Source organism: Pseudoalteromonas sp. Of7M-16, assembly GCF_022347805.1.
Lineage (GTDB): Bacteria > Pseudomonadota > Gammaproteobacteria > Enterobacterales > Alteromonadaceae > Pseudoalteromonas > Pseudoalteromonas luteoviolacea_F.
In genome coordinates this window covers 213,590-235,107 of the sequence record NZ_JAKRFY010000006.1, presented here as the reverse complement: position 1 = coordinate 235,107, position 21,518 = coordinate 213,590, and the positions used below count along the sequence as shown (strand labels likewise).

Annotated in this window: 14 protein-coding genes; 8 read left to right on the top strand and 6 right to left on the bottom strand. The window is 40.9% G+C overall.

Translation table 11 applies throughout. The features are described from left to right. Positions 1-659 precede the first annotated feature (659 nt). Positions 660-3,461 carry a tetratricopeptide repeat protein gene (locus tag MHN81_RS08785; protein WP_239425546.1) on the top strand — a complete coding sequence of 934 codons (2,802 nt, stop codon included), beginning with the start codon at positions 660-662 and terminating at the stop codon, positions 3,459-3,461. A 388-nt stretch (positions 3,462-3,849) separates the two neighbouring features. Continuing rightward, positions 3,850-5,085, top strand: coding sequence for a hypothetical protein (locus tag MHN81_RS08780; RefSeq protein WP_023397939.1), 1,236 nt, complete (start codon positions 3,850-3,852; stop codon positions 5,083-5,085). A gap of 67 nt (positions 5,086-5,152) precedes the next feature. Here MHN81_RS08780 and MHN81_RS08775 read toward each other — a convergent pair whose 3' ends face one another. The 3 genes from MHN81_RS08775 to MHN81_RS08765 all read right to left on the bottom strand — a co-directional run bounded on the left by MHN81_RS08775 (position 5,153) and on the right by MHN81_RS08765 (position 7,730). Further along, positions 5,153-6,532: an EAL domain-containing protein gene (locus MHN81_RS08775; RefSeq protein ID WP_239425545.1), complete on the bottom strand. Its 1,380-nt coding sequence runs from the start codon at positions 6,530-6,532 to the stop codon at positions 5,153-5,155. A gap of 203 nt (positions 6,533-6,735) precedes the next feature. Next, positions 6,736-7,167 (bottom strand): BLUF domain-containing protein, encoded by a 432-nt coding sequence (locus MHN81_RS08770; protein ID WP_023397937.1) that lies wholly within the window; start codon positions 7,165-7,167, stop codon positions 6,736-6,738. Between the two features lie 125 nt (positions 7,168-7,292). Continuing rightward, positions 7,293-7,730 (bottom strand): hypothetical protein, encoded by a 438-nt coding sequence (locus tag MHN81_RS08765; protein WP_023397936.1) that lies wholly within the window; start codon positions 7,728-7,730, stop codon positions 7,293-7,295. A gap of 333 nt (positions 7,731-8,063) precedes the next feature. Here MHN81_RS08765 and MHN81_RS08760 point away from each other — a divergent pair, with 333 nt between their 5' ends. Further along, the gene (locus tag MHN81_RS08760; RefSeq protein WP_239425544.1) at positions 8,064-10,307 is read left to right on the top strand and encodes a response regulator; all 2,244 of its coding nucleotides are present in this window, start codon (positions 8,064-8,066) and stop codon (positions 10,305-10,307) included. A gap of 399 nt (positions 10,308-10,706) precedes the next feature. After that, positions 10,707-11,720: a low-specificity L-threonine aldolase gene (ltaE, locus tag MHN81_RS08755; RefSeq protein ID WP_239425543.1), complete on the top strand. Its 1,014-nt coding sequence runs from the start codon at positions 10,707-10,709 to the stop codon at positions 11,718-11,720. Positions 11,721-11,843: 123 nt separating this feature from the next. Here the strand turns inward: ltaE and MHN81_RS08750 are convergent, their stop codons facing one another. After that, positions 11,844-13,517 (bottom strand): methyl-accepting chemotaxis protein, encoded by a 1,674-nt coding sequence (locus MHN81_RS08750; RefSeq protein WP_023397933.1) that lies wholly within the window; start codon positions 13,515-13,517, stop codon positions 11,844-11,846. 551 nt (positions 13,518-14,068) lie between these two features. Here MHN81_RS08750 and MHN81_RS08745 point away from each other — a divergent pair. From MHN81_RS08745 to MHN81_RS08730, 4 genes are all read left to right on the top strand, one after another. After that, positions 14,069-14,680 (top strand): hypothetical protein, encoded by a 612-nt coding sequence (locus MHN81_RS08745; protein ID WP_239425542.1) that lies wholly within the window; start codon positions 14,069-14,071, stop codon positions 14,678-14,680. Between the two features lie 245 nt (positions 14,681-14,925). After that, positions 14,926-15,519, top strand: a complete 594-nt coding sequence (locus MHN81_RS08740) for a hypothetical protein (RefSeq protein WP_023397931.1) — start codon at positions 14,926-14,928, stop codon at positions 15,517-15,519. Positions 15,520-16,026: 507 nt separating this feature from the next. Next, positions 16,027-16,722 (top strand): aspartate/glutamate racemase family protein, encoded by a 696-nt coding sequence (locus MHN81_RS08735; protein WP_239425541.1) that lies wholly within the window; start codon positions 16,027-16,029, stop codon positions 16,720-16,722. Positions 16,723-16,856: 134 nt separating this feature from the next. Continuing rightward, positions 16,857-18,551, top strand: coding sequence for a hypothetical protein (locus tag MHN81_RS08730; protein ID WP_023397929.1), 1,695 nt, complete (start codon positions 16,857-16,859; stop codon positions 18,549-18,551). A gap of 41 nt (positions 18,552-18,592) precedes the next feature. Here the strand turns inward: MHN81_RS08730 and MHN81_RS08725 are convergent, their stop codons facing one another. Both MHN81_RS08725 and MHN81_RS08720 read right to left on the bottom strand, forming a co-directional pair. Next, complete coding sequence (locus MHN81_RS08725) at positions 18,593-18,784, bottom strand: hypothetical protein (RefSeq protein ID WP_023397928.1); 192 nt, start codon at positions 18,782-18,784, stop codon at positions 18,593-18,595. A gap of 267 nt (positions 18,785-19,051) precedes the next feature. After that, entirely contained in the window at positions 19,052-21,271 is a 2,220-nt protein-coding gene (locus MHN81_RS08720) for a TonB-dependent receptor (RefSeq protein ID WP_052027351.1), read from the bottom strand. Positions 21,272-21,518 lie beyond the last annotated feature (247 nt).

The following is a 21,518-nucleotide window of genomic DNA, read 5'->3' as shown; positions in this document are numbered from 1 at the left end:
TGGTTTTAAGGATAAAAATCTTACATTGTTGGAAAGCTCTTTCAGCCGATTAATCTATAAAGGTCGAGCACAATATATGTTTTAGCGTAGCGCGCCGTTGGTGATGGACCCTGAGTCAAGCTCAGGGCGACGAGGTTAGAGCTGTATGACGGTGTTAGGGCAGGGGGGCGAGGTTGGAACAGGGAGACGGCGCTGGAACTGGGTGACGTCGGATGTCGGGAGTTACCATAGTGCTTAGCATTTGTATCCATCGTCATTGTGGGCTTGCCCCGCAATCCATGTTTTAGTGTAGCGCGCCGTTGTTGATGGACCCTGAGTCAAGCTCAGGGCGACGAGGTTAGAGCTGTATGACGGTGTTAGGGCTGGGGGGCGAGGTTGGAACAGGGAGACGAGGTTGGGACAGGAAGGCGGCGCTGGAACTGGGTGACGTCGGACGTCGAAAGTACCGTAGTGCTTAGCATTTGTATCCATCGTCATTGTGGGCTTGCCCCGCAATCTATGTTTTTGCATTCGCAGCTCCGTTGAGATTGGAGTATAAAAGATGAAGTACAAATTACTGCCAAATATTTGAACCTTGGCTAGAATTATAAGCAGTGGGCTTGCAAGCGCAGCTCTTTGCTGGCAGTCTTGGCTTTGGCGTCTTTTGATTAGATTTTTGTATGAAACTCATTGTATTTATTGTTTTATTTACTCTTTTGTCCGGTTGTAACTCGATTCAAAAACCTGTTGCTCCTCACCTGCTATTTCACCAGCCAAATGATGTATCAACCGATGCGCTTGTAGCTCAAAGCTATTTATTGCTATCTCAAGAGGCTTACCGACTAAAAGATCATGACTATGAGTTTGAATTACTGAATGAACTAGCTGACTACGAATACGGGCCTGCTCAGTTAGAAATTGCGAAAAAGCTATTAAAAGGGCACGGTAAAGAGTATGTACAAGGTACGCCTCTTGAGTGGACAGTTAAGGCTGCTGAGCGAGATTATATTCCCGCTATTTTGTTTCTAGCACAGTGGTATCGCTATGGGGGGGATGGTGTTGATGTAGATCTAAAGGAGGCAATGAATTTATATGCTCGTGCCATTGAGTTGGGGGATTATTCAGCAGCTACCGAATTAGGATACATATTTATAAGGCATTGGCGAGAAGAGAAAGGCTATGAAACAGCGCAGCAGCTTTTCGCTAACGCAGCATACCATGGTGATGTCAAATCGTTATGTGGTCTAGGTATAGTTTACCGTGAGTCAAAGGAACTTAGAGATTTAGATAAAGCCGCTGACTATTTTCAAGTGAGTTATGTACGAGGTTACAAAGAATGTGCATTTGAACTTGGATATCTTTATCACAGAAGTAAACCTGACACACAGCAAGCCTTAAGATGGTATCAGGTTGCGGCAAAAAACGGGTCGCGAGATGCACTTAATAATCTAGGCATGATGTATAACAACGGTGACGGTGTAGACATCGACTATAGTCGTGCAAAAAGCTATTTTGAGCAGGCTGTGGAACTTGGCAGTAGACTGAGTTTTGGAAATTTAGGTAGCTTATATGAGCTAGGCAAAGGCGTAGAGCGGGATTATGACAAAGCGATCTATTGGTATCAAAAAGGGATAGATAGGCAAGATGCTCAGTCAATGCACAATTTAGGGACTTTATACAATTTAGGGAGAGGAATCGAAAAGGACCGAGCAAAGGCGCTAACTCTCTTTGAGCAGGCTGCCGATTTAGGTAATCGCTTTTCGGCTTTTAACATAGCCAATGCCTACTTTTATGCAGATGGCAAAGAACAAAGCGATGAGTTAGCACTGGAGTATTACCTAGTTTCAGCTAGGTCTGGCTATGCCCCCGCGTTTTGCCAAGCGGCAGAAGTTGCGTTAAAAGAGAGTTGGGCATTGGCTAGACCTTATTTCCATGAGGGCGCAAAACTTGGACAGGAAAGTTGCTTGAAAAGCTTAGTTAAAGGTATGCGCGCCAATAAAGAGCGAGACATACCTGTTGTTGGGTTGTTAAAAGCATTTGCTAATCGCGATGTCGCATTTGCAAATGAAATGCTTGGCCACATATATCAATTTGGTGAATTTGGTCTGCTCATCAGCTTTAAAAAAGCGCGATCGTTTTATTTGAAAGCCGGTGAGTTAGGCGCTGGCAATGCATTTGCAAATTTAGGCTTTTTGTACGAACAAGGTGAGTTAGTTGAACGAGATTTAGACACTGCGGTTTCTTTTTATCAAAAAGCAGCTGACATGGGTTCTGCCCTAGGAAAAAATAACCTCGCAACTTTTTACTTAAATGGCGTGGCTGTTAAAAAGGATAGAACTAAGGCCATAGAGTTATATAAAGAAGCTGCTGAACAACATAATATCGCTGCCCTAATCAACCTCGGCGATATTTATTTAGAGTATAACTCCAAAGACTATCAGGAAAAGGCGTGTACTCTGTTCAAAAAAGCATATGAGTTAGGCGCTAAACGGGCGGCCATAAATCATAGCCGTTGCATAATTGAGCAAAAAGGTGATATTCAATCAGCGTTTCAATTACTTGAAGAGAGTCGGGGACAAGACTGTAATTTATGTGTTGTAAAACAAGCTGAGCTGATTTTGAACAAGCAACTAGCGGGCAAGCAACAACTAGACGCGTTTAGTATGCTGCAAAATGCAGCGCAGGCTGGCAATGCTGCTGCTGCATATAAACTTGCTAGCTTATATGAAAGTGATGATATCGAACCTCAAGATCTAACCCTCGCATTTAACTGGTATAGAACCTCAGTAACCTTGGGAAAGGTGGATGCTCTTAATAAAATTGCTGAGTTTTATTGGATTGGAAAAGGGGTTGATAAAAGCGAAGATGATGCTGTAGAGGCAATATCTCAGTTAGCGAAAGCGAAAAACTTTAATGTTGCATCATTCATTGGAGAACACTTCTATCACGGTGTTAACGTCGATATAGATTTCAACAAAGCCAGATACTATTTTATGAAAGCTGCGCAACAAAATGATGGTATGGCGCTAAACTCACTTGGCGTGATCTATCGAGATGGTTTGCGTGTTGCAGTAGATACTGAGCGAGCAAAAGACTACTTTGAACGTTCTGCAAATTTGGGGGTGCCAGATGCTATGCATAACTTAGGTGCACTAAACCTGTCTCAGAATCAAGAAAAAGACGGGCTTGAGTGGTTGCAGCGGGCGGCAGATAAACAATTTGTTAAAAGCTATATCTTACTGGGCGATTATTACGCTCGCCATGATACAAGTGAAGAGTCCATGCGCAAAGCAGTAAAATGGTTGCAATTAGCTGCAGATGAAAAAGTCCCTGACGGCATGTACAAGTTGGCAATGTTACTTAAAAAGCAAGATCACAACAAATTTACTACCGAGATCCAAATGTGGTTGAAAGCAGCTGCTTCTGGTGGTCATCAAGCAGCGGTTAGCGAGCTTGAAGAGTATAAATTACAGAGGCGATAAACGGGGCAGTTTGTTTGGCTATTGTCAATGAAAAAGTAAATATTTATGTAAAGTGCTTTCAAATATATTTTAATCTAAATAAGTGTTATTTTTTGATTTTCTCATCGTTTATACTTGGTGTGCACATAAAAATAGAATTTAATTAAAACTAAATTTTACATTAGTATTCGATAGTTGCCGTTGAAAAAATACGTAGTTCGATGTTACTCAATAGCTACTTGACGCTATTACATCTTGTTCCGTTTGGTGGAGAAGGAGGATTTGATTTTTAAATCCATAGGACTCATTTCCCCTGATTTTTATTGCACTTTTTTATGGGTTTATATTTTTTGATTTAGCTAAAATGGAAACTGTACGTTATTTTTATGTATAAATAGCTTTGGCAGTCATGTATCATATTAATATAAACATAAAGGTTAAGTGGCTTGAAGGATTGCAAAGCATTAATAAAATTAAAGACGAGCTGTCTTTTTTATCTGAAAAACAGCCTGACCCATTTTTTATAGAAGGGTACATAGTTGGGTTAGGATTAACGCCACAAACAGTTTTACCAAGTGTTTGGATCCCTAAACTGTTTGGTGACGATACTCCTGATGATGAAATGCATTTAAGGTCGTTAATGGACTTTTATCATGTCTGCATGGATAGTGTGATGGAAGGTAATTTAACACTCCCCATTGAGTGCTCATTGTCGAAATTGGACCTACAAACAGCACTTCGAAACGACATGCCGCTACCGAACTACTGCATGGGCATGCTACTTTCCTTATCTTTTATTGAGCAAAACAGCCTTAGCCCTGTTCAAAGTTTTCAACTTAAAAAGTTAAGGCGCGTATTGAGTGGCTTGAAAAGTTATTTAAATGCTCAAAACACTTTCGGAGAAAGCCGCGACTTTCGTGATCAAGCACTATCGGCTCACAATGAATTAGGTCAATGTATAAGAGAAACAGCCTATGAAATGCGATTCTCAGATCAGTGTATTCAGGAAGCAGAAGAGACGAGTGCGCTGCCTGGGTTTAACCGCGACCAAATAGAAAGTCACCTAAATGATATTCTGAATAAAGACAGTCAAGCCACGCTTAAATTAATTAATGAACTTATCACTGTCATTGAGCGAGAGCTAATAACTGTAAATTTTATAGAGCAGTTCAGGGAGGAGATTGAAAACCTCCATGAAGCGCAGCCTTATTTTATATTGAAAACAAGAAAAGCGCAGATTCATTTTAATTTAGATGAATTTGATGTCGCTCAGCGTGTTTTAGAAGAGTTAATTGAGCTTGCACCAAACGACTACTATAAAAATCGATATCAGCTTTACAACTGCTATATTAAACAACAAAAATGGTCAAGTGTGAGCGTGCTTGTTGATAAGTTCGATTCTTGTAGTCTTCCCGATAGTGCAACCCAACTGCTATGTGAATATGCTCAAAATGGTAACAGTCAAAGAGCTCAAGATTTAAAAAGCCACATAAAACAGAGGTTTCCGGAATTTGTTGCTTTAGCTGGAGCTGACTCTCAAAGAGGAAATAACCAAATATCTGATGCGATGACTGAGTACATAGGCAAGGGAGGGTTGAAAGCCTGGCGCTCGGTAGAGGGGAGTTTGTTTTGGCTCAAGGCCTGACGAAAAAGCAGTCGGTTTCTTTGCAAGATTAAGAAACCGACAAACCGCCAGAAGGTTACATTGCTAGTTAAGCGGCCTCTTCTTGTTCTTGGGATAAGAATTCATTCATTGTCAGTGGTACAGATGCAAAATAGCCTTGAATGTATACATTCGCAAACCTCGTCATATATTGGTATTGAAATCTATTTTCAACCCCTTCAACAATAATCGTTTTGTTACTGTTTTGTGCTGACTTTATAATAGCATCTAGTCGCGGAGCTTGTGTTTCTTTGTCCTGAATATGCGTAATAAATGTTTTGTCAATTTTTACTGAATTGAAGTAGCGGCTGTTTAATAACTCATTGTTTCCTTTACCTTTGCCAAAATCATCTATCGCAAAACTAAACCCAAGATTAGACATTTTTCTCAACGTGTTTATCGCATTATCACTGAGTTTTAAGTCGTTCCCTTCAACTATTTCAAATGTGATAAATGCTGCAATTGACGGCGTATCTCGAATAACCTTTTTGAGATAGTTTAATATGCTTTCATCCTCTAATAACTGTGCCGAAATGTTCATATGAATAGGCTTTAATTTTTCGCGCGCTTCAAGCTTTATTTTTAACATAGAGTAAATCTGGTTGATGACAATTTTTGTCAATTCACTGTGCAGCTCAGGTTTATCCTCTATCATAGGCATAAAGGCTTTTGGGCCTAGGTTTTTGGTATTCCGCCATCGAATAAGTGCCTCGTAGCGCCGTGGTCTATCTATATTAGATGTTTTAAAAATTGGTTGAAAAACGAGGTAAAAATCATCTTGGTTAAATGAAATACTATTCATCAACTTGAGTAGCACATGTTTTCTATACATCTCTGCTTGATATATTTTTTCATTGTGAAAAAACGTACCTGATGGTGACTCCAATGCGTATTTCATTGAAAACGTCAGTCTGCGCTGTACTTTGTCTATACCATACAAGGAAGATTGACCCGTCAAACTCATAGAAGAAATTGCGTAGTCTATTGGAACTTGCGTATTGTTCACCCAAACTTGTTTGGGTAACTTTTCTAAAATTTCTTTTTGTTTTGCTTCAGCTTCTTTTTGGTTTGACCCTGTATCATGGGTGACAAACGCCATGACTAGATAATCGGAATCATGTAGTGCCAAGGCAAAAGGTTGGCAAGATTTACCTATCTCCTTGAACAACTGAGAAAGCGTATCTTGATTGTTTTCTATAGAGTCAAAAACCGGTGTTCTTCCGAGCTTAATTAAAGAGACATGAAATTTAGAAAACTTTCTATCCACTTTCATTAACTTTTGCATAAAGAACAAGTAGTTCGGGATATCGCTAGTGCCGTGATAAAGCACCGACTTACTTAGCGCATCTTTTGCTTTTTTTAGTTCATTTAAGACTTTTAAATCCTTTTTATGGAGTTGGTTAGTCCTTACGAGTGCAATGATGCTCATTGCGGCAATTATAATTGCTATGCTTAAATAAATATTGTTCATAAAAGAAAAATAGTTGAGAAAAGTACGTTCTGAATTTAAATACAGAAAAGTGGACGAAATATGTGTTTTTTGTTCATTAAGGGGTTAATTACATTACAGTCAATTACAGAACCGTTTTCTGACTGAATAAAATTCATGAATAAAATGCAATTTTAGATATGCTAATTGCCAAACGAGCGTTCAATATGTTCGTCAATTTCAAACTCGTGGTTGCGAAAAGATTTGAGTAGCTTATAGCTCAAGGGAAGGCGTCTGTGGGGCCTGGACTTTTTGACTTTTCTATATGAAGGGCTTTTATCAAGATCGATTAGGCCCATAGCCCATTTGCGAAAATTGCGCTTTTTAATTGGGTTACAAATCAGTGCTTCGACATTATTATGCCTTTTATCTTGTTTGATATGCTCGAACAGCTGCTCTACTTTAGGCTTTTCTCCTTCAATAACTTGCATAAAATGGTGGCCGTCGTAAAGTAGCATACCCGATATGCCTCGAAGTTGATTGGCTGCGGCGCACTGTCTGCGCAGGGATTCTAACTCTTCATCACACAGTGGGTTAGTCACCGTACTTATATAAATAAGCTCAATCAATTCCATGGTATTACTATATTTGTTGCAATATAAACAAAGATAGACAGCAATGTAGAGTTTTGCACTTTAAAAAGTGGGCAGGTGGTTGTGACGAGTTTAATTGAGGGGAAAGTCCCCTCAAAAAAGTCTTGTTATTTTAAGCCAATGCTATGTTTAACAGTCACTTCGCATGGCGAAGAGTTTTTACCAAATGCTGATTGCACGAACAGCTGATCGCCAGGTTTTAAGTTAGATAGGATTAACTTAGTTGTGTCATAGCGACGCTTAGCAACCTGATCATCCCAAGCACTTGAACTATCCTTATTTACATCATAATAGATCGAACAACCGCCTGTGGCGCCTTCATTGGTCGTCCAATTAAAGTTAATTGTGTAGTTAGAAATACTATAATTAAATTTAGCATTTTGATTTTGACCATAGCTGTCAGTGATGTTGACATATGTCCATCTGGCTTGTGGTACACCAGGACGTGGCTGCTCAGTAATATTAACACCTAAACTAGAGTCTGCATAAGCAGAAGCACCAACAGACATTGCAGCGGCTACGATGGCCAATTTTATATACTTCATTTTAAATTTCCTTTTTTATACTTTTCATTTTTATATTTCCAGTCAATCTCTAATTTATAAACTGTATTTCTGAGGTTGATTTGAAAACGAATTCAATTTAACACGCTAAGATTACAATTTAAATTCTCAATTGTAACATTTAATTATTCTGGATAACTTGGTGTTTTCTTTTGATGTGTGTTGTTTATCGCCTTGTGTGTTTCCAGTACCGGAAGAGGCGAGTTTTGTCGAAGCATCTGGCTTGGGTACTTTACTTTAAAGAATCCCTCTCCTACTTTTTTAGTAGTGGAAACCAAAAGGCTTTTTTGTGCAAAGAATAGGAGAGCAGTTTTAATGCTGACATTGTCAACGCAAACAATATTGCTAATGTGTGCAGTTGGTATTGTTGCGTCAGCAACTGCCCTTACTTTTTTATGGATGGCTAATAGAGACATTAAAGCAACTGCGTTTTGGGCTGTCGGTCCGTGGTTACTGGTTACCAACTTTTGCCTTTTTGCGGCTCAAAATTCGTTACCTTATTTTTTTAAACACATTGTTTCTAACTTTTGTGGTCAGCTGTCTTTAATCATGATGCTGGTTGGCTTGTATTATGCGGTTCAGAGGCGCCCGCCGTGGCGAATATTTGTGGTTTACTTGGGCGTCTTTCTAATATGTTTAGGTACTTTTACGTATTGGCATGACTCATACGCTTGGCGATTAAAGCTGTCTGTTTTGACAATTTTATGTACCTCAATTTGGATAGTCGCTATTTTAGTTGAACATCGTCGTAATAGATTTGAAGTCTCGGGTGCGCTCGTTGTTCTGGGGCTTGGATGTTTAAACACGGCTGGCATATTTCGGATAAGTGCTCCAATTAGTGATGGTTCAACCAGCATATTGACAGATACGAGTATCTATATTCAGCTGTTTTTTATCACCATCATGATCGCCCAGTTAGTGTTTAATTTCGGCTTTGCCATTATGGTTGGTGAGTTGCATAACTTTGCCAATAAGCGGGCCCAACAAGCGCTGCTCAACACCAACCATGAATTAGCTATTGCGAAGAAACGGGCAGAAGAAGCATCGCGGCATAAATCTGAGTTTTTGGCGAATATGAGCCATGAGATCCGCACTCCCATGAACGGTGTTATTGGCATGTTGGAGTTAGTAGAAAAAGAAGGGTTGAGTGAGGTACAGCACAATTATGTAATGACCGCAAAATCTAGCGCAGATGCCCTGATGGTTGTGATCAATGATATTCTGGATTTTTCTAAAATTGAAGCGGGTCGACTTGAAATTGAGCATGTTGAGTTTGATATCATTGAACATAGTGCTTCGCTTGTGCAAACGCATGCACATGCAGCTCACGGCAAGGGCCTAGAGTTGGTGCTTGATACCGTAGGTGTCACTTCGCGTTGGGTAAAAGGGGACCCTATTCGTTTTAAACAAGTCTTAGGAAACTTGGTAGGTAACGCGTTGAAATTTACGAGCCAAGGAGATGTAACCGTGACTTTGGTCACAGAGTTACACAACGATAAAGTAAGGTTAATAGGGCATGTCAAAGATACTGGGATCGGTATTGAATTAGATAAACAAGAAAAGTTATTCCAGTCATTTTCTCAAGTTGACTCTACAACCACGAGAAGGTTTGGCGGAACGGGTCTAGGCCTCGCAATTGTAAAAACCCTATGTCAACTAATGGGGGGAAATACATCGCTGCAAAGCGAGATGGGTGTGGGTAGTGTGTTTAGCTTTGAGATCTTACTTGAATCGGTTAAAAAGTTAGACCTAGAACCCGAAGCTCGATTGCAGTCTGTGTTGATTGTTGACAGCTCAGAAACCTCAGCTGAATTACTCAAAAAGATGTTTTGTTCATTTGCACATGAGGTGGTTGTTGCCACCAACTTCAAAGACGCGCAAGCGTGCCTACGAGCAGACACTGAGTTGCTCCTGTTGAGCCGCTATGTGGCGGGAAAAAAGACCGACAATTGGTTGAAAAAGTGGAAAGTCAGTTCTAGGACTACCGCGGTTATTTTAACTTTACTCAGTGATACACACAGCAGTGGGTATTTTAAAAAGCTCGGGTTTTCAAGTCGTGTGAACAAACCATTTACGCAAAAAGAACTTGAGAGCACACTTGAATCCATGAACTCGAGACAAGGCACTGCTACAGATATTGAGTCGTCTATTAAACGCTCTTTTTCTCATCAAATGGTTTTATTGGTAGAAGATAACCCGGTTAATCAACTCGTAGCTAAAAAAATGCTAGACTCCATCGGCTTGATTGTTGATTTGGCGGGCCACGGTCAAGAAGCAATTGAAAAACTAAGAGAGCAGGAGCATGACTACCAGTTAGTCTTGATGGATTGCCAGATGCCGTTTATGGACGGGTTCGAAGCAACGCGTCGGATCCGAAATGGTGAAGCGGGAGAGGCTTTTTTAGATATTCCAATATTGGCACTTACGGCAAATGCCATGAAAGGAGATCGGGAGGCTTGCATTGACGCGGGGATGAATGATTACATCACCAAGCCAATTCAGATGGAAAGTCTAATGGGGGCCTTGTCTAGATACTTATCACCAGAGCTGTCTCGCTAATAATTAATAGGACCATTCAGAAGCTGAAATACTTTCCTTTTGAGGGGATGTGGAAGCAGTTAAATCTTTGCGCAATGTGTATCTTGTCAACATAGTTATATGTCTACTTTTCGTGGTGATGACTTTATTTCTTTTTAATGATACTTGCTCGTAAAGCTCAATTTTGTTCGTCTTACGTAATGCAAGCATGACCAAAAGTTGATGGTAAGTTGGGTCCGTTGTGTTAGCCAATACACGAAAAATTACAGCAAGCTGCGCAGCCCTCGCAATCCAAAGGCTGGCGCTTGATCATACCCGAAAGGCACAAGCTAAATTCGTATGCAGGTGATTTCCCAGAGAATTGAAAACATGGGACATTGTCCATATTATGTTTTTATTCAATCGCAATGAGGAACTCCCATGATAGATTTTCGCTCGGATACGGTCACACAACCTTGCAAAAATATGAGGCGGCTAATGAGCAATGCTATGGTTGGTGATGACGTATACGGTGACGACCCTACCGTAAATGAGCTTGAACACTACAGCTCCGTTAAACATGGCTTTGACGATTCTTTATTCGTAACTTCAGGTACACAGGCTAATTTACTGGCAATTCTCGCACATTGTGAACGTGGTGATGAGTATATTTGTGGCCAAGATGCACATAATTATAAATATGAAGCGGGTGGAGCTGCTGTTCTCGGCTCTGTGCAACCTCAACCTTTAGAAAACCTACCCAATGGTGAAATCTGTTTAGATAAGATTGTTGCGGCGATTAAACCAAACGATTTTCACTTTGCAAAAACTAAACTGTTGAGTTTGGAAAACACGATTGGCGGTAAGGTCTTGAGTTTATCGTACCTAAGTGAAGTTCGCTCTTTGACTAAAAAGTATGGACTGCAGCATCACTTAGACGGGGCACGCGTGTACAATGCCGCCGTTGCCTTGGGTGTTGATATCAAAGAGATCAGTCAACACTTTGATTCAATGACTGTGTGTTTATCTAAAGGTTTGGGAGCGCCTGTTGGCTCGCTGCTAATGGGCAACAGCGCATTCATCGAAAAGGCTAGGCGGCTTAGAAAAATGCTGGGTGGCGGCATGCGTCAAGCGGGTATTCTCGCCGCAGCGGGTTTATACGCATTAAAAAATAATGTTGAACGGTTGGAGCAAGATCATGAGCATGCCCGTTATTTGGCCGGCAGGATCAATGAGCTGCCAGGGTTTGATAGCACGTCATACGAAGTTCAAACCAACTTAGTATTTTTGAATGTTGATAACAGCGTTGATATACAGGCATTTACCAAAGCTATGTATGAAAAGGGAATAAATATGACGCCGGGTTATCAGGGAATGCGGTTAGTGACCCATTCAGGTATTGAGAAAAGTGATATTGACAGTTTTATTGATATTGCAAAGGCGCATTTAGCTTGATTGAAAAGTCATTTCTTATTGTGCATAACAACATTACTGAGGCGATCACGGGACCTTGTACGATATACAAGGCCCCATTCTTCTATAAACGGAGCTGTGTGTCTCAGGCTTGTGCAACGCTCATTACAGTTTAAACCTGCCAAGCTCCTCGGTGAGTTGATGACTATCTTTATTTACTGTCTCTAGCATGCGTATAACTTTGTCTAATTCTGCAATCGAGTCGCCAGCCAAATCTCGAAGTCGTATGATATTTGAATCCATCTCTAATGAAGCGTCTGACTGCTGGACCATAGCTTGAGCGATGTTATCGACAGCTGCATTTGCATCGTGCTCTAGCTCCATAGCCTTGTTCAACTGTTCTGATACATCTCTGACTTCATCCCGAGTTTCGTCGGTCAGCTTATTGCCATTTTCAACTTTTTCTACAGCTTCACTACCGATACGTTGCAGCGCGTTAACGGTGCCTTGGATTTGGTCAATGGACTGTTGAGTTCTGTGAGCTAAAGCTCTTACTTCGTCCGCAACAACAGCAAAGCCTCTACCTTGCTCTCCAGCTCTTGCAGCCTCGATTGCTGCATTTAGTGCCAAGAGGTTAGTCTGTTCGGCGATTGATTTGATCACATCTAATACGACCCCTATCTCTTTACTCTCTGAACTTAGGCTTGTTATTACACTGACCAGTTCTGACATCTCGTTTGATAAAGAATCGATGTTTTCTACTGAATGCCGCATTTGCTCACTGGCTGATACTAAATTCTTATCCGTTTCGTTGGTGCTTTGTGCTGCATGATCGGCATTACTAGAAATGTCTTTGATGCTGACTGTCACTTGATTTATCGCTGACGCAATTGACTGTGTTTGTAATTCCTGTTCTTGTATTTTTGAATGTATATTGCTTGTCGCGTTTCTGACATTATTGACAGATACTTCAAGATGATTTGCTGTGTGTACAATGGACTCAATCAAGGATTTGAACTTCCCTTGAAAGTGATTAAATTGAACAGCGACACTGCCAATCTCATCGTCATCATCTACTTCTATAAACTTCGTTAAATCACTTTGACCTGATGCTAAGTTGGCAAGTGAATCTTCTAGTTTTTTGGTTCGACGAAGTACAAATCGCTCAAACATCATAACCAAAGTGACAATGAGCAGTATTAAAACTAACAGGGAGCCGATCAAGATATAATTTCGAATGTTCGAAGTCAGGGCGGTTACATTTTCCAATGGCTTGGTAACTTCGAGGACGCCTCTCACATCACCCTCTTTCCAACCGACTTTCGGCGTCAAAGGGTGCGTATTGTGGCAATTTACGCAGGCTTGTGCTTGCATTGTATCTGCCACTGCAATCCTTAAATATTGATTGTTATTTGACTCAATTATTTTTGAATAAACCTCTTTGGGGTTGGAGGAAAGGTATTTCCATGCCTCCTTTTGAAACTCGTCAAGCTGCCTGTGTTTACGATTTGGAAATGGGTATTCACTATAAAGCTGTATTTTGGTGCCTGATCGAGATAGGAGTTCACTCAATTCATGGATGAGTGTTGCAGGCAGAGGGATCGCATTGTTGTCATTGCGGTGTTCAAAATGAGGTGACATCCCAAAGGCTTTGGCTTTTGAGATCACATTTTTGGTGTAATAGCCTCTTAGAGTTTTAAACTGATTAACCGTTACAATTGCATCGTCAGAGGTAATTTGTAACATGGTTGATTTTATAATAGATGGGAGTGTAGTTGCGACTAGGATGGCGACAACGACCATCATTAACCCAAGCGGGAGAACAAACCGTCGTGTCATGGACTGACTGCTCATGGCTATGTTCACTTCCTTTAAAAATACTTTGTTTAAGCATAGTACATATGGCGTAAATGCAATGCTTTAAGGCATGCATATTTTGATTTTTCAGTCCCTAAACAATACCGTCATTACGAGCGGTAATAATTGCAATTTCTCATCTTAAGCCTTGTGGATATATGCAAATATGAATTCGTAGAGGCGAGTACAATCAAATAGAATTTTAGTGTGCTTGGAAAGCTGGCTTTCTTGCTCAGTTAAAGCCCGCTCATAACTGCTCATGTATCAATCTTTTGCGAGCTTTGTACATGGTATAAACGTCACAATTATATGGCGTAGAGAAGTTATATTTATTTGATACTTATGGTTATTATTTTTTTTCATAGAAAATCGTGTGCATTGTTTTTTCCTTTTTATGTAAATGAATGTAAAAACACGGTCCGGATTCTACTTATATTTGACTGATATTTGCTATGTCATTGAACACATTCATACGGATTTAGCTCAACCCTGTCACTAGTATTATCTGCATGACATTCTTGGAGGTACTTTCGATGAAAAAACAACTTTTAATGGCCACATTGGCTTTATGTGCAACGCAAGTGCAAGCAGCTAATTTAAGTAAATCTTACTTAGAGATTGGATATTCAACAACTGAGTTCACAGACAATACTTATTTTGACAAAAAAACAGATTTAGACTTACTTGGACATCAAATTAGCTTAAGTTATGAGTTTGAAAATGGCTTTTATAGTGGTCTACATTTTAAGCGACATAGAGATACGTTCATAATATATTTTCTTGATCAAGATGTTGATTATGATGAAAATCTTCTTGAATTGGGGTATGTCTTAAATAAAACTGAAAAAGGACGGCTCTCTGTAGGGGCGTATATCGGTGAAATGGATATTGCTATTAAAGATAATAACAGTGATGCAAATATATATCGACTATATACAGAGTATGACCATGGTTTTAATAAGTACTTTTCTGCTTTTGCAAAGGTCGGATACGAGTCTATCGACGGGGATAATTCTACTAAAGAAGATGGCTTTTGGGCGCAAGCCGGTATCCGTGCGCACTTGGGAGCATCTAGCTTGTCGTGGGGGTTCTCTAGAGGGGAGGTGGCAGAGCAAATAGCCTTTGCATATCGATACTCATTTTAAAACATGATCAATTCGCAGGCCCGTCTGTTGGCCTGCGCTATTAACTGCTGATTCCCTTTCTACCCTTGTTGCAATTTAGCACTACAACTTAATATAACCTCGAAGGTTAAGCTTGAAATTCAGTACAAATACCTAGTATTTACTATCAATAGATAAAGATTGCTGCATCTTGAGACACTTTGATACAGACCTCTTTTTTTGACTGGTGTAGCATTTTTTCATCAGTTAAATTAGGGGTTTAAGAAATGAAAAATAAAATACTTTTTGCCGTTTTTTCAGCGATTGGCTTTAATGTACAAGCAGCAGATTTAAATAAAACATATTTTGAGCTTGGCTATTCACACAGTGATATGGGGAACAGAAATAGTCCGCAGCCCAGTGGTATTCAATTTGGCTTTGGTTACGAATTTGAAAATGGATTATATGCTGGGTTTAATGCCAAAAGACAACGAGATACTTTAGAGCGACCCAATTATCAATTAGATGTGGATTTGGACGAAAACTTATTGGAACTCGGCTATATTGCCTATGCAACACAAAGCGGACGTTTTTCTTTTGGTGCCACTTTGGGGGAAATGAGCTTATCCTTAGAGGATCGGACTAGGGATGGTTCGTTTTATCGGTTCCACACAGAGTATGAACATAGTTTTAATCAATACTTTTCTGCATTTGCTAGGCTTGGGTATGAGTACTTTGACCCTGAACAGGCTAAAAATGACGAAGGGGCGTGGGCTGAGTTGGGCATAACCGCGCGTCTGGGCGTATCGAGTCTGACATGGAAATATCATAATGGACAAGGGATCGACCGCTTAGGTTTAGTTTACCGCTATCACTTTTAAAACGGCTAATTGAAGCAACGAGATTACAATTGGGCTAGGGTCTTTAAAATTCGTTAGCCCTAGCCCCAAGAACACGAAACTTGAACTTTTTGCCGAGAGAAAACTGGATGTCGCGAAGAAGTAATTCGCTTTGGAGTTAGACATTGTCATCTATCTTTTCTGTCTCCCATTGCGTACCAGTTACCCATCCGCCGGACAGTTTAACAAAGCTCAGTAATGTGTAGTACAGGAGGTTTAAATACATTTCCAAACGAAAAAACTGTAAGCATAGCTATGTTTGGAAGTCGCTCAATTTAAGGTGTATTCAAGTGTACTATTATACCGTGATGTATAAAAAAGTGACTGTAGTCACTGGGCGTTAATCCAAGGCAGACGTTAGTGTATTAGCCATTTTGTTGTCAAATTTTTAATTAAACCAATCGCTTTTCTTCTGAGTATTTATTGTGGTATTACTATTTTTATTGGTTGTCAGAACAGCGTTAACAGTGTCGTATTAAGGAATCAAATATGAAAACGATAGGTCTACTTGGTGGAATGAGCTGGGAGTCTACTGCAAATTACTATAAGTATATTAATCAAGGGATTAAAGATTCTTTAGGCGGGTTGCATTCTGCAAAAATCATGATGAAAAGTATAGATTTTGCTCCTATTGCCGAACTTCAAAAGGCACAACGATGGGAGACTATGGCGCAAATGCTCAGTCAAGACCTCAAAGATGTCGAGCGGGCAGGTGCTGATTTTATTTTGATTTGTACCAACACCATGCATCTAGTGTATGAAGAAGTACAAGCAGCGGTAAACGTGCCTTTGATCCATATCGCTGATCCGACTGGTGAGCAAATCGTAAAGGATGGAAAAAAGAAAGTTGGCTTGCTGGGGACTCAATTCACAATGGCTGAGTCATTTTATAAAGATAGGCTTAAAAATAAGTTTGATATTGACGTAATTGTACCTGATGAAAATGCTCAGAAGGTGGTGCATAACATTATTTATAATGAATTGTGTTTAGGTCAAATCAAAAGGGGATCCAAACAAGCTTACCTAAACATTATCGAGCAACTACAAGCACAAGGTGCTGAAGCGATAATTTTGGGTTGTACTGAAATTGCCCTGCTTGTAACTGAAGATGATACTTCAGTTGCACTTTATGACACCGCAATTTTGCATGCAAATAGCGCAGTAACCGCTTCAATAAATGACTGATGAAAGCGGTTTAACTCGATGGCAAAAGGGAATGCTTTATACCTTTACTTTGATTTAAAGTAATAAAAAATTCATAAATTAGAGCTTTTATTTTAATTTTGTGTAAAAATTTACTCGTTTTAAAAGGAGTAATTATGAAATTAAAATATCTTTCATGTGTTGTAGCTGCAGTGGTTACTAGTTCATCGGCAATGGCATTTACGCAATTAGGTGGAGCTGGTGTAATGCCAATTGGCCATGAGTGGCTTACACGAACGGCAGCGCTTGAGCTAATGGGGCAAGATACTCGGGTCAGTGATCCGCAAGACCCAAGACTGACGTGGCAAAATGGCCTAGCGAAGTCCACTGAACTCAATGTAGCTCAACACGAAGTGGAAAGGATCTTATCAAAAGCAAACGAAGATGGGACCTATTGGTCAGAATATGATGCAGTTTTTGCTGCCATTGTTGGAGAAAGGTGGGTAGATATTGCCGGGTTTAATGTCACTTCGGCCAGTACCGACCCGACAGGACCTAACTGCTTCAATGCTGTGGCGCAGGAGCCTGCTGACTTGCAGCAAGATCACTTTATGCGCCGCTACGATGATATTGGTGGAATAGGAGGTGTGAATGCTGCAAAACGCGCACAACAGCGCTTCATTTCTCACTTTGTAAACGCAGCTATTGCAGAGTCAAAAAAGATCAAAGTTTGGGATGGGGGAGGATATGCCAAAGCGGTTGAGGTTGACCACAACTATTTTTTATTTGGTAGGGCCGTTCACTTATTTCAAGATTCATTTAGCCCAGAACATACTGTGCGCCTAGCTGCCGACAACTACGAAAAAATCTGGCAGGTAAAAGCGTATTTATGTTCAGAAGGTGCAGAGCAACATACGCATGATACAAAAGAAGCCATTAACTTCCAAAGTGGGGATGTAATTTGGAAGCCAGAATCTCGGGGGCAAAGTGGCTGGCAGGCCTACAAACCGAGCAATATAAAACCTGTTGCATTAGTTTCTCTCGAAGCCAGTAAAGATCTGTGGGCTGCTTTTATTCGCACCATGGCTTTGCCAGTAGAGGAGCGTAAATTGAAAGCGGAGCAGGAGGCAAGGCAATTGGTTGCTAATTGGTTGTCTTTTGATGAGCAAGCTATGCTGAGCTGGTACAACGACGAAGAAAAACGTGATCATACCTATGTATTGGCCCCAGGGGAGCGTGGAAAAGGAAAATCACTATTGCAATGCATGGCTGAGTTAAATGTCGGTACAACCGATCAGCTTGAGCGAGTTGCACAATTAGAAGAAGAGCGCCGGCATTGTTTGTACAATATCGAAGCAGAAACAGGGTATAGCGATGTAAGTGACCCCCTAATCAATATGCCATACAACTGGAAGTGGAAGTCATTAACTTGGAAAACACCACCAGAACAGTGGCAGCCGCAGCAACTTGATGCGGACACAGGAGAGGCTGTTCACATTCATAATGTGGCGACTGGTAAGGCGCTAGGCGCTCAATCTGGCGAAGAAAAAAATGCATTGTTAAATGCCAATGGCGTCAAAGCTGTTGAGTTTTTATTAATCAATGGCGGTGGCGAAGAGGTTTATTTTAGAACCAGAAATAACGCGGAGCTGTTCTTAAGCTATAAAAACAACTTTACTGGAGACGCTATGTTGTGGACAACGCCAGACAAAGCGTCATTTAACATCGAGTCATATGGCACAAATTTCAATCTCAAAAACAGCTATTGGCAACAATATGTTTGGGCGGACGTTAGCACGGGACAAGTGCATTTATCTCGAAAAGGCGAAGCACATAACAAAAACGCGCAGTGGCAGATGATTAAGCCCTAAGGGTGAATAAGCCCAAAGCATGTAGTTGCTTTGGGCGCTTACTAGTAATAGAGAAATGAGTCACAGTGACATTGTGGATCTGCTTTAAGTAAATCTGCATGTAAATCTATCTTCCGTTGACTTTTTTCGTCCCAAACTGTGACAACTTGATTGCGTCTATCTACGATTAAAACCTCAACTGGATGGTCTTGGTATTCAAGCCATTCGCCTTTTTGAATTTCTTCAATGTTCATTATTTCACTCCAGCACCTGCGCAGCTTATATATTCAGCACCTTTGTATTATCGCTAACAAGTGAAAGTCATTAATATTTGCAAAGAGTATTATCCGAAACTACTCACCAGCTTTATTACGCTTTAAAAGCGAGATTATGTAAAAAAGATGATTGAGCCCTTTTAAGTGTAGAAGGACACAGAAAAAAGCCCAACATAGAAGGTGATCCTCGTCGGGCTTTGGTCGTTAGTTTTCATGTTGCCCTAAATGTGTGGGCCAAATTTGGGATTAGAAGTTATATGCCACGCTAAATTTAACGCTTCGAGGCAAGATATAGCGTCCGTTAGCAGCAGCAGGATTACGTGGGTCGCCTTCTGTTAATCCTTGCTCATCTGTTAGGTTGTCAATGGCAATTTGTAATTGTACTTGCTCAGAAGGTTCCAAAGTGAACCCTATGTCAATTTTTTCGTAGCCATCAAGCACCGCACTCGGTGTATTTTGAATGTCGCTAAAACGAGAATCTACCGCAGAGAAAGTTCCGTAAACTGTTGCAAACATATCATTTAGCTCAAATTCATAGCTTGGTGTGATACGCAGCTGCCAGTCTGGGATGCGCTGTGATTTCTTACCCGTTAGGCTGGCATCAGGGCTTTGAGCCACTTCGCTGTTTTGTAATGTACCATTGAGGTTAACACTGAAACCTGATTCGTGGTTGTAGTTAAAATCAACCTCAATGCCCTGTGCTTCAGTCGTGAAACGCTGTGCAGGTAAGTCAGGGCGAACAGAGAATGATTCACCTTTTACTTCGTTGGCAAAAATGGTTGCGAAAAAGTCCATGTTTTCTCCCATGAACTTGTAACCGACTTCGCTTTGAGCCACTTCTTTGATTAACTGATCACCCGCCGAATATGCATCAAAGTTATCTCTAAAATCGTCAAAGTACGGCATTTTAAAGCCTTTGTTAAAACGAACAAATACACCGCTTTGCTGATCTAACTTATAATCTGCGCCTAGGGTCCAAGAAGTTTTGCGAGCGCTAAAATCGACAGATTTAGTGATTATGCCATCCAGTCCCTCATCGACAGAGTAGTCAACTTCATGACGCTCACTACGAAGGCCTAAATCTAACGTTAGACTGTCAGTTGCTTGGTAACTGTGAGTGGTGTAAAAAGCAAGTGTTGTGGCGTCACCGTTGCTATTAATATCATAGTTAAAGCCGCAGCCCTCAACTGAATCATTACAGGCGATACCGGTCAGCATTTCACCGCCCTGAGCTAAAACGTGATATGCGGTATTCCCTAAGCTCCACCAATCTTTAGCAGATGTCGTTGCTGTATAAACACCGAATGCGCTGTTAACAGTGCCAAAGTCTTTACTGATAGCGAGATCATTCGTAAATGCTTCTATATCTTTGTGCACAACCCAACGGCCATAATCCTGTACTCGTGTTTCTGCACCATACTCTTTACCTGTTACTGCACCTGTCGCACTAATGCCATTGTCAGCTACTTCTGATAAATTAACGGCATTGCCAGCAGGCACTAGACCGTATGTGTTGGCGTTACCTTGAGTTAAGCTAAAGCGATCGATAAAGTGCCAACCATTAGCCAATTCTAAAGAGATGCTTCCCCCGGAGACATGGCCATCCCAGCCGCGTCCTTCTGCTAGGTCGATATCAACTTTACCGTTACCTGCGTGTATGGTTGCTTGGCGGTTTAAAGTACCAAGTTGCGTAAACTCAGCATCTACACCGGCCTCATTAAGTGGCGTAGGCAAATACCAAGCGCCAGTGTCATCTGTTTGGCGCGTATAAACATTGATTTCGCCATTTTCAAGTTCTTTGGTCAACTTAATTGTAAATTGATGACCCTTCTCAGAAGTAAAACCGGCATCACGGATCCCTGATGAGCGCTTAATATACCCGCCCACCATATAATAAAGGTCTTCACTAAGCTCACCGCTTAACACACCATCTACACGCTGTAGGCCGTAGTCTGAGGTTGTGTATTTGAATGTGCCTTCAGTGTCTTCTTGGCCTCTTTTTAATCTAAAATTGGTTGTCAGTCCAGGTTGGCCATTAGACAACACAGGGTTAGGGCCGCCTCTAAGCCCTTCCATCATGGAGATGGTTTCATCGAGGCGAAAAATTGACGAATTTTCTAAAAAGGAGAGTGTAGGAGCAGGGTAAACTGGTGAGCCATCTAGGCTGACGGTTAGAAACGGTGCGTCACCACTTGATGTAAACCCTCTAACATTGATATTGGCACCAGACTCACCACCTGAGCTTTCTACCCAAACTCCAGGAATGGCCTTGAATAAGTCGGCTGTGCTTTTAGGTGCGAGTCTTTCAATTAAGGATTCGTCAACATTTGTAACGGCATAGGCTGCATCCACTTTTCGGATCCCCATACCGCCTGGAGTACCAGAGATTACAATAGTTTCTAGCTTTTCTTTGGCGTTATTTTTTTGCTCAGCATTGGCCACGTTAGAATAGGTTATCGCGGCCATAACCGCTGCTGCAAGTGCAGAATACTTCTTGCCTAAGTTCACAGGAGCTGCTCCCTTGGTTGTGTCATATGTGTTGTCATAATGACCGACTTGCACGTCGGCATCGCTTATCGCCTCAACTCAGAGTTATTTTAATTCGCTAACTCTGCATAATTTTAGTTGGATTGCACTGGGCGTTATTTTAAAATAGAACTTTGTGCAAACGTTTGCAATAGGAGTTTGCGATATTTTTTTACTTTGGGTTTAC

Excerpts from the sequence above, each read along its gene's own strand:
- MHN81_RS08780 (WP_023397939.1), top strand. The coding sequence starts at position 3,850 with ATGTATCATATTAATATAAACATAAAGGTTAAGTGGCTTGAAGGATTG.
- MHN81_RS08725 (WP_023397928.1), bottom strand. The coding sequence starts at position 18,784 with ATGAACATTGAAGAAATTCAAAAAGGCGAATGGCTTGAATACCAAGAC.
- ltaE (WP_239425543.1), top strand. The coding sequence starts at position 10,707 with ATGATAGATTTTCGCTCGGATACGGTCACACAACCTTGCAAAAATATG.
- MHN81_RS08745 (WP_239425542.1), top strand. The coding sequence starts at position 14,069 with ATGAAAAAACAACTTTTAATGGCCACATTGGCTTTATGTGCAACGCAA.
- MHN81_RS08775 (WP_239425545.1), bottom strand. The coding sequence starts at position 6,532 with ATGAGCATCATTGCACTCGTAAGGACTAACCAACTCCATAAAAAGGAT.
- MHN81_RS08750 (WP_023397933.1), bottom strand. The coding sequence starts at position 13,517 with ATGACACGACGGTTTGTTCTCCCGCTTGGGTTAATGATGGTCGTTGTC.
- MHN81_RS08720 (WP_052027351.1), bottom strand. The coding sequence starts at position 21,271 with ATGGCCGCGATAACCTATTCTAACGTGGCCAATGCTGAGCAAAAAAAT.
- MHN81_RS08770 (WP_023397937.1), bottom strand. The coding sequence starts at position 7,167 with ATGGAATTGATTGAGCTTATTTATATAAGTACGGTGACTAACCCACTG.
- MHN81_RS08785 (WP_239425546.1), top strand. The coding sequence starts at position 660 with ATGAAACTCATTGTATTTATTGTTTTATTTACTCTTTTGTCCGGTTGT.
- MHN81_RS08760 (WP_239425544.1), top strand. The coding sequence starts at position 8,064 with ATGCTGACATTGTCAACGCAAACAATATTGCTAATGTGTGCAGTTGGT.
- MHN81_RS08735 (WP_239425541.1), top strand. The coding sequence starts at position 16,027 with ATGAAAACGATAGGTCTACTTGGTGGAATGAGCTGGGAGTCTACTGCA.
- MHN81_RS08740 (WP_023397931.1), top strand. The coding sequence starts at position 14,926 with ATGAAAAATAAAATACTTTTTGCCGTTTTTTCAGCGATTGGCTTTAAT.
- MHN81_RS08730 (WP_023397929.1), top strand. The coding sequence starts at position 16,857 with ATGAAATTAAAATATCTTTCATGTGTTGTAGCTGCAGTGGTTACTAGT.
- MHN81_RS08765 (WP_023397936.1), bottom strand. The coding sequence starts at position 7,730 with ATGAAGTATATAAAATTGGCCATCGTAGCCGCTGCAATGTCTGTTGGT.